We start from the raw sequence: 13974 nt of genomic DNA on the forward strand, positions 1-13974 counted from the left end.
ATGAATTGAGGCCGCACTTGAGTTTAGGAATGAAAACACCAAACCAAGTGCATAAAAAAGACCAGGAGCAAAAGCTACTGGCCTTCAATTAAAACCGTCAACGTATTTTAGGACGGGACATTTAATTTATTAACACACTTCTTTAAACAATGACTCATCAATAATTGTTTGATCTATGATTGTTTGGGCTAATTGTACGCACTTGCCACACTGGCTTCCTACGCCTAGCTGCTTTCTTAGCTGGCGCATGTTACCCACGCCGTCTTCTCTAACAGCTTCTTTAATGGCTTTATCTGTGATGCCGTGGCACAAACAAACGTACATATTTAACCTTAGTGATATTTATACAAATAAGAATAATTGTTATTTGCATAAAGATCAACAGTTAGATGTACTATTTTTATTCAATTAGAGGCAGTAGTTATACTTTTAGCTATATATTAATGCTTACAACAGCTTTTAGGTTTGCATATAAATATATTTAATTAATGGCTATTGTTTTTTTAGTAATTGCACTCATATGCCTTACTAGGTAAATCTGTTATAAAACCAGTTGTGATATTAAATTTAATATTTCAATTTTAACTTAAAGTAAATGGAGAAATAAATGAGTGTATTAGTAAGTCGTCCAGCACCAGATTTTACAGCTGCCGCAGTTCTTGGAAGTGGTGAAATTGTTGATAGCTTTACTCTTAGTGAAGCAATTAAAGGTAAAAAAGCAGTTTTATTCTTTTACCCTCTAGATTTTACGTTTGTTTGTCCTTCAGAGTTGATTGCATTCGATAAGCGTTATGAAGAGTTTACTAAACGTGGCGTTGAAGTAATTGGCGTGTCTATTGATTCTCAATTTAGCCATAATGCATGGCGTAACACCGCTATTAATGACGGTGGTATTGGTCCAGTAAAATACACATTAGTAGCCGATGTGAAGCATGAAATTTGTCAAGCATACGATGTTGAACATCCTGATGCTGGCGTTGCATTCCGTGGTTCATTCTTAATTGATGAAGCGGGTGTAGTTCGTCATCAAGTGGTTAACGATCTTCCTCTAGGTCGTAATATTGATGAAATGCTACGTATGGTTGATGCTTTGAACTTCCATGAAGAGCACGGTGAAGTTTGTCCTGCAGGTTGGCAGGAAGGCTCTAAAGGTATGGTTGACAGCCCTGAAGGCGTTGCAAGTTACTTATCTGAAAATGCCGACAGTTTATAGTCTTTAATACTTTTTAAAACACCGCTCTCGTAGCGGTGTTTTTATATGGGATAAGTTAATAAACGTTTAAGGTAAATATTATATTGCTATATATGAACCTCTACCACGTGATCTAACCGAGCTTTAATTATTCTTTTAAATCGATCCGCAAGTTCTCTAAAAAACACTCTTGAAGGAGATGTGTTACGCCATGCAAGTGCATGTTGACGTGATATAGGTTTATTGAGTATTTCACATACGTGTAGGGATTCAGGCACGTGCATTTCTGAATGTACGTATAATCCAGGTAGAAAAGCGGCCCCCATACCCATCACAACCATTTGTCTTAAGGTATCTAAACTAGTGCCTTCATAGTCACGTTGTAATTCAGCCCCCAACTCATTACAAATATCTAATACCTGATAATGGAAGTGGTGTTTATCTTCAAGGGTTAATATTCTTAAGCTATTCAACATATTAGGCTCAATAAATGCTTGTTTACTCAACTTGTGTTCGCTTGGTAACACTAGTTTTAAAGGCTCTGTGAATAAAGGCTCTACCACTAAATCACTTGGTAGATTTGAGAAAGGCGTGATGATTAAATCGAATTCTCCTTTATAAAGTCCACTGTATAGATCGGTTGGGGATGCCTCTCTCACATAAAACTTTAACTTATCGTAAAGCTGATGAAGTTGGGGAAGTACAAATGGCAGTAAATAGGGCCCTAGGGTTGGTGGGATCCCTAATTTAAATGTTGTTCTTGGTCCTTGTGATAGCTCCCGTGCCGCATTTTGAAATTCATCCATGGTTTGAATTAATTGCTCTGCATGGATGAGTAATTCGCGGCCGTTAACTGACAGAAGAGTACCGCTTCTAGAGCGTTCAAATAAGATTAGGCCTAGATTTTCTTCTAACTTTATTATTTGATTGGTTAGGGTAGGCTGACTAATGTTTAGATTATTAGCTGCTTGTCTAAAGTTTAATGATTTAGCCACAGCTAAAAAATACGTTAATTGCTTAATAGATGGGAGCGCTGCTTGATTGGGCATATATTTATAACTAAATCTAACACTGATAGTTAAATGCTATCACGAAGTAATGTATTATTCTATTAAGCTATCAGTATAAATTGTATGTATTAATAAGTTGTTAAATTTTTTAATTAAATTTAGGAGTATGGCATGGAACATGTAATTTCGGGTGTAGCTAAGTTTCAAAAAGATGTTTTTCCGAAGAATAAAGAGGTTTTTCAAAAGCTTGCCACGGGTCAAAACCCAGAAGTTTTATTTATCACCTGTGCAGATTCAAGAATAGACCCTAACTTAATTACGCAAACTGGACCAGGCGATTTATTTATATGTCGTAACGCTGGTAATGTAGTTCCTCCTCATAGCAATAACACAGGTGGAATGACTGCTTCTATAGAGTTCGCAGTAGCAGCATTGGGTATTAGTCACATTGTTATATGTGGTCATACTGATTGCGGCGCTATGAAAGGTGCGATCAAGCCAGAAGCTTTAGATTCGTTGCCACATGTAAAAGAGTGGTTGGGACATTGCCGCGGTGCGACTGAAGTTGTTAAACACAAACATGGCTGTGTTGATAGTGCACATCTTGATGAGGTGACTAAAGAAAATGTACTACAGCAAGTACAACATATAAAAACTCATCCTTCAGTTGCGGCTAGAATAGCCACCAAAGAAATACAAATACACGGTTGGGTTTATAACATTGAAACTGGTGGAGTACTTTGCTTTGATATGGAGAAAGAAGAGTTTGTGCCAATGAGTGAGTGTTATACAGATGACAATAAATTTAAATCTACAATTAGTTTATAAATAGCTTTAGGGTAAATAATCCAATGAAATTTGATTTTTCACATTTACGAGGTGACATCACTGGCGGTATTACTGCTGGTGTTGTTGCCTTACCATTAGCGTTAGCACTGGGTGTAGCCTCAGGGCTCGGTCCGCTAGCAGGGCTTTATGGGGCTATTGCTGTTGGTTTTTTTGCTGCTTTATTTGGCGGTACTCCTTCACAAATTTCTGGGCCTACTGGGCCTATGGTCGTTGTGTTAGCTGGGTTGTTTGCCAGCTTATCGGGCGACGTAGATCTTATATTCACAGCAGTACTTTTGGCCGGTATTTTTCAGGTTATATTTGGGATCATAGGAGTTGGACAATACATTAGGCTTGTTCCTTACCCTGTTATCTCTGGTTTTATGACTGGAATAGGCGCGATCATTATTATCTTGCAACTTGGTCCAATATTGGGGCATGAATCCCCAAGTGGAACATTAGGTGCGCTTTCATATTTTCCTAAGGCTTTGGCAAACATTAACTTTGTTGCTTTAGGTTTGGGTGTTATGTCACTTGCTATCGCACTAAAATGGCCTCCTAAATTTGGAAAGTATATCCCTGGCCCTTTGGCTGCATTGATCATAGGTACTGTGGTTAGTTTATTCTTGGCAGAAGTGCCTATTTTAGGTGCTATTCCTAGCGGCTTGCCAAGTCTTCACCTTCCGGTTTATGAGCAGAGCAAAGCATTACTTGTTTTGGAAGCTGCTTTTATTTTGGCTGTGTTAGGCGCAATTGATAGCCTATTAACATCCTTAGTTGCTGATAACATGACCCGTACTCGTCATGAGAGTAACAAAGAGTTAGTGGGCCAAGGTATTGGTAACGCTGTAGCTGGATTATTCGGCGGTATAGCTGGAGCGGGAGCAACCATGAGAACGGTTGTGAATATTCGTTCTGGCGGTAAAACTAAAATCTCAGGAATGACTCACTCACTAGTGTTAATCGCCGTTGTTTTAGGTTTAAGCCCACTTGCAGCAAATATTCCCCATGCAGTTTTAGCAGGCATTTTAGTTAAAGTTGGTTTGGATATTGTCGATTGGCGTTATATAAAGCGTGCACACAACGGCCCTCGTTGGGATTTCGCTTTAATGTTGTTGGTATTAGGGCTGACTGTTTTTGTTGATTTGATTACAGCTGTTGGTGTTGGTGTAGTTTTAGCTGCCCTAGCATATGTACGTCAGATTGCTCAGATTCAAATTGATCAATTAAAAGCTATACCTAAGTTTTCAAGCAATCCAGAAGAGCAAGCGCTGCTTGAAAGGTGTCATGGTAAGGTGACAATATTTAACTTTTCAGGGCCACTTAGCTTTGGTGCCGCTGCTGACTTAGGTCATCACGTTAGGCAAAAAGTAGAGCCTGGTTCAGAAGTATTGATACTTGATTTCTCTAGAATACCTACAATGGATGTATCGGCTGCGATGGCTGTTGAGACTATTGTTGCAGATACCAAAGCGGCAAGAAAACTATTGTATGTATGTGGGTTAAGTGAAGAAGTTAAAAGCGTTTTAGACGCAATTAATGGCGGTTCACAAGCTGACTTGGAAAGTGAAACCCTGCTTGATGCATTAGAAAGTGCTGTGGCTGTAGTTGATAAGTCTGCACCTTTAATCTCGAGTCAGTAGTAAGCCTAATTATTATTCAGGCTAGATAGCTTTATTGTTAACACTATCTTGTCTGGTGAAATTATCTTAATAAAAAACCGACATTATTATTTTAATGTCGGTTTTTTTGTACTTAAAATTACTTAGTTAATATAAAATGAGGGGCTTTTATTCACATCTGTTTGTTGATAACTGATTTAACTATGGGCTACTAAACCACCTAGGCTTTGCCAACGATTTACTATGTAGCAAAATAATTCAGCTGTTTTTTCGGTGTCATATAGAGCTGAGTGTGCTTCATTTTGGTCAAAGCTAATTCCGGCTGCCATACAAGCTTTTACTAGCACGGTTTGTCCAAGGGCTAGGCCTGCTAATGTTGTGGTATCAAATGACACAAACGGGTGAAAAGGACTTCGTTTTATATTGCTTCTTGCGATTGCTGCATTAACAAAACTTAAATCAAATGCTGCATTGTGAGCCACCATGACTGTCCGTTGGCAATCTGCATCTTTTTGTTCTTTTCGAACTTTTTTACATAAATCTTTGAAAGCATCAGTTTCAAGTATCGCTCCTCTTAAGGCGCAATATGGGTCGATTCCGTTAAACTCTAATGCTGCTTTTTCTAGGTTGGCACCTTCAAAGGGTTCAATGTGATAATGAAACGTTTTATCTGGGTAAATAAAGCCATTTTCGTCCATTCTAGTTGTCACCGCTGCAATCTCAAGCAATGCATCAGTTTGTGGATTGAAACCTGCGGTTTCAACATCTACGACAACAGGGAAATATCCTCTAAAGCGATTCTTTAACTCAAAATTTTGTGACATGTAAACTCAGTGACAATTTATGTAGGGCAATTATGGCAAGGTTCTTTTTCAGTGGCTAGCCTAAATGATTGCTTAAGAGTAAGCTAATGCTAAATATAATCTCATAATTGTCGATATAACTAAACAGAAGCGAGGATGTCTTTTTATGGCTAAAAAAATAATACAATCTGTTTTTTGTTTATCACTAATTTCAATGTCTTTAAGTGGACATAGCGCATTACGCCAATACTCAGCAAAAATAGAACATTCACAGTGGCAACTTAAAGGTGATACTAGGTTGCAATGTACACTAAGTCATAATGTTCCTGGTTATGGTGAAGCTATGTTTACTAGCATGGCATCTAAGCAGCTTAATATGGAGTTTGAGCTTGATATGTTAAGGCTTCCTAAATCATATGGGGTAGCTGCTGTATATTCTGTCCCTCCAAAATGGATGCCCGGTCATACTCAGCGAGCAATCGCAGATATGCCCATAAGAAAACAATATGATGGCGATTTACCGGAGCAAGCTGCATGGACGATGTTGTCGGAACTAGAAAAGGGTTTCTGGCCAACCATATATTATCAAGATTGGTATAATAAATATGACAGGGTAGCAGTAGGGTTAAATGCTAGTAATTTTGCTGAGCCCTATGAAGAGTTTGCTAAGTGCGTGGCTAATCTATTGCCCTACAGTTTTGATGATATTGCCTACACAGTATTAACTTATCAATTTAATAATACACAGTTAACCAAGTTTTCAGAAAAGCGGCTTGCCATGATAAGTGATTATTTGAAAGAAGATGCTGAGTTAGAATTAGTGTTACTTGATGGTTACACTGATAGTTTTGGTGGCAGAGCGATTAATGAGAAACTGTCTATCCAACGTGCTGCTGAAATAAAGGAATTTTTTAGCTCAAGAGGTGTGTCTCCGGAAAGGATTAATATTACAGGTCATGGTGAAAGACGCCATGTATCTCCTAATATAAACGAAACCACAAGAGCGAAAAACCGCCGTGTGGTCATTAGAATGTCTAAAGCCTAAACAAACTTTCCAATCATTTAAGTAAGCCGGTTGATGAAGTCAAACCGGCTTATCCTTGTAACTAGTTAAATCTAGTGTGACAAATAGTCAATTACTGTATCGGTAAAGTCAGTAAAAATGCCATCTACTTGAGCTTCCTTGAACAATAAGTCCAACGCTTCTTGGGTTGATATATTGGCAGGTAATGCATCTTTTCTAAAAGTATAGGGGTGTACGGCTAAGCCTTCATTATGTGCAAGCTTGGTTAAAGCAGTTGCCTGTTTTTGGTCAAAATCAAGCAACTGGGGGATCCAAGGGCCAATACCCTGGGCCACTTGTGATATTTCTTTTAGTCCTGCAGGTGTTTTTAAATAATCATAGTCGCTAGTAGATTCTAACCAATCGTTTTCAGCTATTAGTTGAATAAGTTTAACTTTGGCACCTAGGGCGTTTCTTATTCGTTTTGTTTCCAAAAAATCAAAACACTGGATATAAACCGCTTTGTTAGGATCGTCTAATTGGTGCTTTCTAAGTATATTCATAGTTAACTGACTAATATCAACCCCTTGCTCTTGATGCCAAGCTGGCGATTTGATTTCAGTATATAGGCCGGTGTTTTTAGCAAATTGGCGGTTAAGCTGTTGTATTAGCTCTATTTGTTCTTCAAAGGTTGCTATTTGAAAGTGACCTTTTCCTTGGTAACGATTTTTAAAAACCTGATTACCTTCTGAGTCTTTTCGTTCGAAGACTCTGAGTGACTTTATTTCTGCTAATGTAAAATCTATAGCATAATAACGTCCATCTTCACGTTTACGAGTTGGAAACTTTTCCTCAACGTTTGTGACTGTATCTAGGTGAATATCATGCAAAACAATGAGTTGAGAATCTCTTGTCGCGACTAAGTCTTGCTCAATATAGTCAGCACCTTGAGCATAAGCTAAGGTAGCAGATTCTAATGTGTGCTCAGGTAAGTAGCCTGAGGCACCGCGATGCGCTATTACAATAGGAGAGGCTTGTAAGGCATTAACTGAAAACGCACCCATAATTATTCCTAGTATTATTGATTTGATAAATTTCATTTTTTGCTCTGAAAAGTGTTGTGTTATGTCCTAAATAGATAGGGGCTCTCACTACTATTAATCTTAATAACCCAATAGTGAAGAATTATAGTTTAATGTATCTTTAGGAAGGAAATATGACAGTTTTCTGAGGTGAAATATTAGATACAAGTGAATCTTTAACAATCACCTATTGCTTTTTGAGTAAATAGTTACACTTAACAGGATAAGTCGTTACCTGCGCTGTCTTCTACAATGCCATTAGCGTCACTATCTTTACCCATTTTTACTCTTCCTTGTAAATTGATGGTAAGGCCGCGTGCATAAGTTGCATCGCCATCTTTGTGACAAATTTTATATTCAACAATGTTTAATGCTGAACCGTTTTCAGTAAACCTAATAATATCTTTGGAAACAGTAGCAACATTGGTGTCCGAACTTGCCTCAACACTAACTAGCAGGGTTTCATCATTGCCTCTGTTGCTATTGGCGTCTTCGTCAATAAATACAATTTTAGGATCATTCCAATCGGTAGAACATGTCGCGTAATCAGCTGAAGGGCAAACAACGGTAAGAGCTTGCTCATTGATGGCTGTATGCCGTGCAAATTGAATTAAAGCACTGGAATCGTTTATTTCAGATACAATTCTATTTTTAATAATAATGCTTTGCATGCTAGGCGCGACAAACAATAGAACGATGGCGATGATAGATATCACAATCATCATTTCAATTAGCGTTACACCTTTTTGTTGCTTCACGAAACTACTCCTATTTAATTCCTCTCAACAATAAAACAATTTTTCATTTTGTTGGGTATAAAATATTGTCTTTGGGTTGGGATTCATATACACATCTTGGTAATATAAAAAGAATTGTTCTTGAGCTTTGTTTTTTAAGTGATAAAAATGAGGCTGTGTAGATACTAAGTTTATACTCAACTAATTACTGCAATATTGACTTACAATGAGAGGAAAAATGCAAAGTAACACTGTGATTGAAGAAATGCGGGTACTGCCAGCAATAGACGTTGAGTTTGAAATCAAGAGACGTGTGGAGTTTATCAAGTCTCAGCTTGTTGCTAGTTCACTAAAAACCTTGGTTTTAGGTATTAGTGGCGGTATTGATTCTTGTACGTTAGGACGCTTGGCTCAATTGGCAGTAGATAGCCTTAATGAAACCACAGACGCTGGGTATCAATTTGTTGCAGTAAGATTGCCATATAAGGTACAGGCTGATGAAGAAGATGCTCAATTATCAATAGATTTTATCAAGCCAAGTCAAAGTGTTACGGTTAATGTCCAACCTGGTGCTGATGCCATAGATTTGCAAACTAGGTTAGCTATGGATGAGGTTGGCCTTCTTCCTAAAAGTGAAACTAAGCAAGACTTTGTAAAAGGTAATGTAAAAGCGCGTACACGTATGGTTATTCAATATCAAATTGCAGGTCTACTAGATGGATTGGTGCTAGGTACTGACCATTCAGCTGAAAATATTACTGGTTTTTATACTAAATATGGCGATGGAGCATGTGATCTAGCTCCTTTATTTGGTTTAAATAAGAGACAAGTTAGGGAAGTGGCTAAATATTTAGGCGCACCTAGTAACATTATAGAGAAAGCACCTACTGCTGACCTAGAAACACTAGCCCCTCAGAAAGCCGATGAACAAGCGCTAGGCCTAAGCTATGATCAAATTGATGACTTCTTAGAAGGTAAAAATGTAGACGATGCTGTTTCTAAAAAGTTGGTAGATATTTTTGTGAAAACTCAGCATAAACGTGTACCTATTCCAACTATTTATGATTAATCTATTAAAGATAAACAGGACGCAAAGATGAAAAAAATTGAAGCAATTATTAAACCTTTTAAAATGGATAATGTTCGTGAGGCCCTTTCAGAAATAGGTATAAGCGGCATGACAGTAACGGAAGTCAAAGGATTTGGTCGTCAAAAAGGTCATACAGAATTGTATAGAGGTGCAGAATATAATGTCGACTTTTTGCCCAAAATAAAAATTGAATTAGTGGTTGCCGATGAGCAAGTTGAGCGCTGTATTGAAGTCATAGTCGGTACTGCCCAGTCTGGTAAAATCGGAGATGGAAAAGTCTTTGTATATGATGTGTCCAGAGTAATACGTATACGTACAGGGGAAGAAAACGAAGACGCTGTATAATCTTTTATACGGCGTTTATGATTGATGATCTTCATGCAGGCGTTTGAAAATCAATCAGATACTAATCAATAAGGCTTTTAGTACTATCAATTTATTATAACTTGGATTACCATCAGCGGCTTTGTTTAGTCGTTTTACTAAGGCTTTTAACGCCTCTAACTTTGGAGTATTAAAATGCAAAATGAGCAAAGTTCGTGTGACCCATTTAATTGGGGATACTTATTCGCAGCTTTAGGATTATTAGTGGCATTACCATTGATGCACGCCGTGCTTGGATGGTTCGTATTTTACCTCTAGTGAAATGACGTTTCTTTTATTACTCATTTAAATTACGGGAAAATTCGTGCCCTTCGAATATATAAAATCGGTTATTAAAACCGTGCCTAATTACCCTAAACCTGGAGTCATGTTTCGAGATGTGACTTCAATTTTAGAAGACCACAAAGCTTATTCTCAATCTATTGAATTGCTAGTAAAACATTATGCTCCTATGGGGTTTGATAAGGTTGCCGGAACAGAAGCCCGAGGCTTTTTGTTTGGTGCTCCGCTAGCTATTGAACTAGGTATTGGATTTATTCCTGTGCGTAAACCTAAAAAATTACCCAGAGAGGTCATAAGCGAAAGCTATGAACTGGAGTATGGTAGCGACAACCTAGAAATTCATAAAGATGCAGTCAAGCCTGGTGAAAAAGTATTGATGTTAGACGACTTGTTAGCTACTGGTGGTACTATGATTGCTACTGCTAACTTAATACGCCGTTTGGGCGGAGTGGTTGAGCATGCTGGATTTGTTATTTCATTGCCAGAATTAGGTGGTGAACAAAAACTACTGGATATTGGTGTAAATAGCTTTTCAATTTGTGAATTTGAAGGTGAGTAAACAAGGTTTATGAGTTATCAAGTTTTAGCGAGAAAATGGCGACCCAATCGCTTTGGAGAGTTGGTTGGGCAAGAGCATGTCGTAACCGCCATTTCTAATGCACTTGATAATGATAGGTTACACCATGCGTATTTGTTTACAGGTACCCGTGGTGTAGGCAAAACCACCATAGCTAGAATTTTTTCAAAAAGTTTAAATTGCGAACAAGGATTAGGTTCAACCCCTTGTGGCCAATGTAGTACCTGTAGAGAAATAGAGCAGGGGCATTTTATTGATTTGCTAGAAATAGATGCCGCCTCTCGAACTAAGGTGGAAGATACCAGAGAGCTATTAGATAACGTCCAATATAAGCCCAGTCGTGGCCGTTATAAGGTCTATCTAATAGATGAGGTTCATATGTTGTCTAAACATAGCTTTAATGCTTTGTTGAAAACCCTTGAAGAGCCTCCTCCACATGTAAAGTTTCTGTTAGCGACAACCGATCCTCAAAAACTACCTGTCACTATATTATCTAGATGTTTACAGTTTAATTTAAAAGCTTTATCACGAGCTCAAATTAGTCAGCAATTAGACTTTGTTCTCGGTCAAGAAACCATTCCTTTTGAAAAAGAGGCGCTAGCACAGTTAGCACGAGCTGCCCAAGGAAGTATGCGGGACGCGTTAAGTCTAACAGACCAAGCTATTGCCCAAGGTAATGGCAATGTTTCCTTAAATATAGTTACCGATATGCTTGGTTTGATGGATAAAAACCAAGTAATTAAAGTTGTAAATGCAATTATTCAAAAAGATTCTACTGCTGTAATGGAACAAGTGGAGCTAATGGCTCAGCAAGCACCAGACTTTAGTGCTGTTTTATCTGAAGTGATGAGCTTGTTACATCAAATAGCACTAACTCAATTTGTACCAGACGCTTGTAAATTAGAAACGATCGCGGCTAGAGCTATTTATCAATTAGCAACTTCAGCCCCCGCTGAACAAATTCAATTGCTTTACCAAATTGCATTAACAGGTAAAAAAGATTTGCCTTATGCTGCAGATCCTAGAACCGGATTTGAGATGACCTTATTGCGCATGTTGGCCTTTAGCCCAAGCGGAATAACGTTAGCCTCACAGGAGATTGCAGAGCAAACACCACAGCCAGCCGATATTTCATTGACTAAGGTTGAAACTCAAGCTGAGCCAAGTGTGGAAATTGCTCCTCGGGAGGAGATTACCGAGTCATCGCAAATGCTAGAGCCTGAAGTTATGGTGTCTACAGTTGAGCCTGCTAAGGTTGTCTCTGACCCTTCAGAGACTGCAAACTCAGATGAATTACAATCAGATCCTGACTCATCGAACGATGAGTCGTTGTTCGCACAACAGCAAGAAATCATAAATCAAGCAGAAGAATACGGTTATCAGCCAATTGACTACGATAACATGACACCTGTAGGCTCTGAAGAACATGATGTAAACCTTTACCCTGCAGATAATTCTTCACCTAGTGAGCAACCTAAAAATGAACCTCAGGCTAAGACAACCGCAGAGCTGATTGCACTTAGAAATAAGTTAAAAGGGGCTAAAAACCAAGGGGAGGAAATAGCTCAGCCAGTAAAAAAGTCTGATACCGAAGACATTTCCGTACAAGGCGGAGCAGACTCAATCTTGAGTGTTCCTCCAGCTCCAAGTGTTACTCAACACACAGAAGCACAGCTTGTAAAAAATCCTTTTAGCCCTCGCTCTAGCAATTTGTCCTCTGCTTCTAAATCTTCCGCTCAAGAGTTAGAGTCATACTCGGAAAGTATGCCAGAAGCACCTGCTGCAGAAAATAGCGTACCTCCATGGCCAACGGAGGAAAATGAACAGTTTAATTCAAGCTTGCAAAACGAGAGTCCTGACTTGGAAAATGCTGGTTACAGTGAGAGTGAGGTAAATCAAGTATTTGACCCTAATGCTCATTTAGATGTAGAAAATGTTGGTGAGGTAACTGTTACTATCCCTCCATTTTTAGAAGGTAATCAAAAGGTTATCTCTTCACAGCAAGTGGATGACTGGAGTAAATTGATTAATGAAATGCAGGTAACTGCATTAACGAAACAACTTGCACTGCATTCGTCTTTTGAGCAGCAGGGAAGTGTAATTAAGTTAACCTTATTAGACAGCAAAGCACATTTAGACTCACCTAGTGCTAGACAACAGCTTACCGAAGCAATTTGTAAGGCGTTAAATAGCAATATTCAACTTGAAATTGAGCTAGGTAAACCCATTAATACTCCCTATGCGTTACAATCTGAAATAAACAAAGTTAGAAAAGCCTACGCAAAAGAGGTGATTCATAACGATGCTGGTGTCAACTTGCTACAAGAGTTATTAAACGCAGTAGTAGATGAACAAAGTATCTCTGCTAGATAGCAGAGAGGTTACAAAATTTATTAAATTGAAAGAGAGATAAGTATGTTTAAAGGCGGAATGGGCAACATGATGAAGCAGGCTCAGCAAATGCAAGAGCGTATGCAAAAGAGTCAAGAAGAGCTTGCCAACACAGAAATTACCGGTGAATCAGGTGCTGGATTAGTTAAAATTACCATGACTTGTAACCATGCAGTTCGCCGAGTAGAAATCGATCCTAGCTTAATGGAAGACGATAAAGAGATGATTGAAGATCTTGTCGCTGCAGCTATAAATGATAGCAACCGTAGGATCCAAGAAACTACCAAGGAAAAAATGGCGAGTGTTACCGGTGGAATGCAAATGCCTCCTGGCATGAAGATGCCTTTCTAAACACGTCTAATGCAATTTAGCCCATTAATTAAAGAGCTGATTGACGCTTTTAAGGTGTTGCCTGGAGTAGGCCCTAAAAGCGCTCAGCGTATGGCTTTTCATCTTTTAGAGAGGAATCGCCAAGGTGCTATGACACTCAGTAATGTGTTGCATAATGCTATGGAACACGTCAAACATTGTGAGCAATGTCGTACATTTTGTGAAAACGCCTTGTGTGAAATCTGCGCTAATCCTAAGCGTCAAGAAAGTCTGCAGATATGCGTAGTTGAATCTCCTCAAGATGTGCTTGCAATTGAGCAGACCTTAGAGTTCAAAGGGCGCTATTTTGTGCTTATGGGGCGGCTCTCTCCAATAGATGGAATTGGGCCGGCTGATATCGGTTTAGAAGATTTAGCTAGTATCCTCGAAGAAGAGGGTATTGAAGAAGTTATTCTCGCTACCAACCCCACAGTAGAAGGCGAGGCTACCGCACATTACATCGCCCAGATGTGTAAAACCCATGATATTAAAGCGAGTAGAATTGCCCATGGTGTACCTGTAGGCGGTGAGTTAGAGTTTATTGATGGTAATACCCTTAGCCATGCTTTTAATGGCCGTCGCAGTTTGTTGTGAACAATAAACT

General features: G+C 38.7%; 15 protein-coding genes. 10 read left to right on the plus strand and 5 right to left on the minus strand.

What is annotated here, in order from left to right:
• Positions 1 to 129: 129 nt before the first annotated feature.
• The gene (locus tag ACMUMK_RS18110; protein ID WP_414702562.1) at positions 130 to 324 is read right to left on the minus strand and encodes a bacterioferritin-associated ferredoxin; all 195 of its coding nucleotides are present in this window, start codon (positions 322 to 324) and stop codon (positions 130 to 132) included.
• Positions 325 to 607: 283 nt separating this feature from the next.
• On the opposite strand from ACMUMK_RS18110, the gene ACMUMK_RS18115 reads away from it, so the two are divergent.
• Entirely contained in the window at positions 608 to 1213 is a 606-nt protein-coding gene (locus ACMUMK_RS18115; RefSeq protein ID WP_414702563.1) for a peroxiredoxin, read from the plus strand.
• 86 nt (positions 1214 to 1299) lie between these two features.
• Here the strand turns inward: ACMUMK_RS18115 and ACMUMK_RS18120 are convergent, their stop codons facing one another.
• The gene (locus ACMUMK_RS18120) at positions 1300 to 2241 is read right to left on the minus strand and encodes a LysR substrate-binding domain-containing protein (RefSeq protein ID WP_414702564.1); all 942 of its coding nucleotides are present in this window, start codon (positions 2239 to 2241) and stop codon (positions 1300 to 1302) included.
• 132 nt (positions 2242 to 2373) lie between these two features.
• Between ACMUMK_RS18120 and ACMUMK_RS18125 the strand changes: the two genes are divergently transcribed.
• Together ACMUMK_RS18125 and ACMUMK_RS18130 are read left to right on the plus strand one after the other, a co-directional pair.
• Positions 2374 to 3030: a carbonic anhydrase gene (locus ACMUMK_RS18125; protein WP_414702565.1), complete on the plus strand. Its 657-nt coding sequence runs from the start codon at positions 2374 to 2376 to the stop codon at positions 3028 to 3030.
• Positions 3031 to 3053: 23 nt separating this feature from the next.
• Positions 3054 to 4673 (plus strand): SulP family inorganic anion transporter, encoded by a 1620-nt coding sequence (locus ACMUMK_RS18130; protein ID WP_414702566.1) that lies wholly within the window; start codon positions 3054 to 3056, stop codon positions 4671 to 4673.
• 176 nt (positions 4674 to 4849) lie between these two features.
• On the opposite strand, the gene rnt is transcribed toward ACMUMK_RS18130, so the two are convergent.
• On the minus strand, positions 4850 to 5476 hold the full coding sequence (rnt, locus tag ACMUMK_RS18135; protein ID WP_414702567.1) for a ribonuclease T: 627 nt from the start codon (positions 5474 to 5476) through the stop codon (positions 4850 to 4852).
• A 145-nt stretch (positions 5477 to 5621) separates the two neighbouring features.
• Between rnt and ACMUMK_RS18140 the strand changes: the two genes are divergently transcribed.
• Positions 5622 to 6500, plus strand: coding sequence for a flagellar protein MotY (locus ACMUMK_RS18140; RefSeq protein WP_414702568.1), 879 nt, complete (start codon positions 5622 to 5624; stop codon positions 6498 to 6500).
• A 71-nt stretch (positions 6501 to 6571) separates the two neighbouring features.
• Here ACMUMK_RS18140 and glpQ read toward each other — a convergent pair whose 3' ends face one another.
• Both glpQ and ACMUMK_RS18150 read right to left on the minus strand, forming a co-directional pair.
• Positions 6572 to 7558 carry a glycerophosphodiester phosphodiesterase gene (gene glpQ / locus ACMUMK_RS18145; protein WP_414702569.1) on the minus strand — a complete coding sequence of 329 codons (987 nt, stop codon included), beginning with the start codon at positions 7556 to 7558 and terminating at the stop codon, positions 6572 to 6574.
• A gap of 197 nt (positions 7559 to 7755) precedes the next feature.
• Positions 7756 to 8298 carry a GspH/FimT family pseudopilin gene (locus ACMUMK_RS18150; RefSeq protein ID WP_414702570.1) on the minus strand — a complete coding sequence of 181 codons (543 nt, stop codon included), beginning with the start codon at positions 8296 to 8298 and terminating at the stop codon, positions 7756 to 7758.
• A 217-nt stretch (positions 8299 to 8515) separates the two neighbouring features.
• Between ACMUMK_RS18150 and nadE the strand changes: the two genes are divergently transcribed.
• The 6 genes from nadE to recR all read left to right on the plus strand — a co-directional run bounded on the left by nadE (position 8516) and on the right by recR (position 13964).
• The gene (gene nadE / locus ACMUMK_RS18155; RefSeq protein WP_414702571.1) at positions 8516 to 9346 is read left to right on the plus strand and encodes an ammonia-dependent NAD(+) synthetase; all 831 of its coding nucleotides are present in this window, start codon (positions 8516 to 8518) and stop codon (positions 9344 to 9346) included.
• A gap of 27 nt (positions 9347 to 9373) precedes the next feature.
• Positions 9374 to 9712 (plus strand): nitrogen regulatory protein P-II, encoded by a 339-nt coding sequence (gene glnB / locus ACMUMK_RS18160; RefSeq protein WP_414702572.1) that lies wholly within the window; start codon positions 9374 to 9376, stop codon positions 9710 to 9712.
• A 343-nt stretch (positions 9713 to 10055) separates the two neighbouring features.
• A complete protein-coding gene (apt, locus tag ACMUMK_RS18165) occupies positions 10056 to 10592 on the plus strand; it encodes an adenine phosphoribosyltransferase (RefSeq protein WP_414702573.1) in 537 nt (178 codons plus the stop codon).
• Positions 10593 to 10601: 9 nt separating this feature from the next.
• A complete protein-coding gene (gene dnaX / locus ACMUMK_RS18170) occupies positions 10602 to 12983 on the plus strand; it encodes a DNA polymerase III subunit gamma/tau (RefSeq protein WP_414702574.1) in 2382 nt (793 codons plus the stop codon).
• A gap of 42 nt (positions 12984 to 13025) precedes the next feature.
• Complete coding sequence (locus tag ACMUMK_RS18175) at positions 13026 to 13352, plus strand: YbaB/EbfC family nucleoid-associated protein (RefSeq protein ID WP_414702575.1); 327 nt, start codon at positions 13026 to 13028, stop codon at positions 13350 to 13352.
• 9 nt (positions 13353 to 13361) lie between these two features.
• On the plus strand, positions 13362 to 13964 hold the full coding sequence (gene recR / locus ACMUMK_RS18180; RefSeq protein ID WP_414702576.1) for a recombination mediator RecR: 603 nt from the start codon (positions 13362 to 13364) through the stop codon (positions 13962 to 13964).
• Positions 13965 to 13974: the final 10 nt, after the last annotated feature.

Origin of the sequence: Paraglaciecola sp. 2405UD69-4 (assembly GCF_047525415.1) — a bacterium.
Taxonomy (GTDB): domain Bacteria; phylum Pseudomonadota; class Gammaproteobacteria; order Enterobacterales; family Alteromonadaceae; genus Paraglaciecola.

What these genes read in the sequence shown, in the direction of transcription:
- ACMUMK_RS18110 (WP_414702562.1), bottom strand. Translation starts at nt 324, where the DNA reads ATGTACGTTTGTTTGTGCCACGGCATCACAGATAAAGCCATTAAAGAA.
- ACMUMK_RS18115 (WP_414702563.1), top strand. Translation starts at nt 608, where the DNA reads ATGAGTGTATTAGTAAGTCGTCCAGCACCAGATTTTACAGCTGCCGCA.
- ACMUMK_RS18120 (WP_414702564.1), bottom strand. Translation starts at nt 2,241, where the DNA reads ATGCCCAATCAAGCAGCGCTCCCATCTATTAAGCAATTAACGTATTTT.
- ACMUMK_RS18125 (WP_414702565.1), top strand. Translation starts at nt 2,374, where the DNA reads ATGGAACATGTAATTTCGGGTGTAGCTAAGTTTCAAAAAGATGTTTTT.
- ACMUMK_RS18130 (WP_414702566.1), top strand. Translation starts at nt 3,054, where the DNA reads ATGAAATTTGATTTTTCACATTTACGAGGTGACATCACTGGCGGTATT.
- rnt (WP_414702567.1), bottom strand. Translation starts at nt 5,476, where the DNA reads ATGTCACAAAATTTTGAGTTAAAGAATCGCTTTAGAGGATATTTCCCT.
- ACMUMK_RS18140 (WP_414702568.1), top strand. Translation starts at nt 5,622, where the DNA reads ATGGCTAAAAAAATAATACAATCTGTTTTTTGTTTATCACTAATTTCA.
- glpQ (WP_414702569.1), bottom strand. Translation starts at nt 7,558, where the DNA reads ATGAAATTTATCAAATCAATAATACTAGGAATAATTATGGGTGCGTTT.
- nadE (WP_414702571.1), top strand. Translation starts at nt 8,516, where the DNA reads ATGCAAAGTAACACTGTGATTGAAGAAATGCGGGTACTGCCAGCAATA.
- glnB (WP_414702572.1), top strand. Translation starts at nt 9,374, where the DNA reads ATGAAAAAAATTGAAGCAATTATTAAACCTTTTAAAATGGATAATGTT.
- dnaX (WP_414702574.1), top strand. Translation starts at nt 10,602, where the DNA reads ATGAGTTATCAAGTTTTAGCGAGAAAATGGCGACCCAATCGCTTTGGA.
- ACMUMK_RS18175 (WP_414702575.1), top strand. Translation starts at nt 13,026, where the DNA reads ATGTTTAAAGGCGGAATGGGCAACATGATGAAGCAGGCTCAGCAAATG.
- recR (WP_414702576.1), top strand. Translation starts at nt 13,362, where the DNA reads ATGCAATTTAGCCCATTAATTAAAGAGCTGATTGACGCTTTTAAGGTG.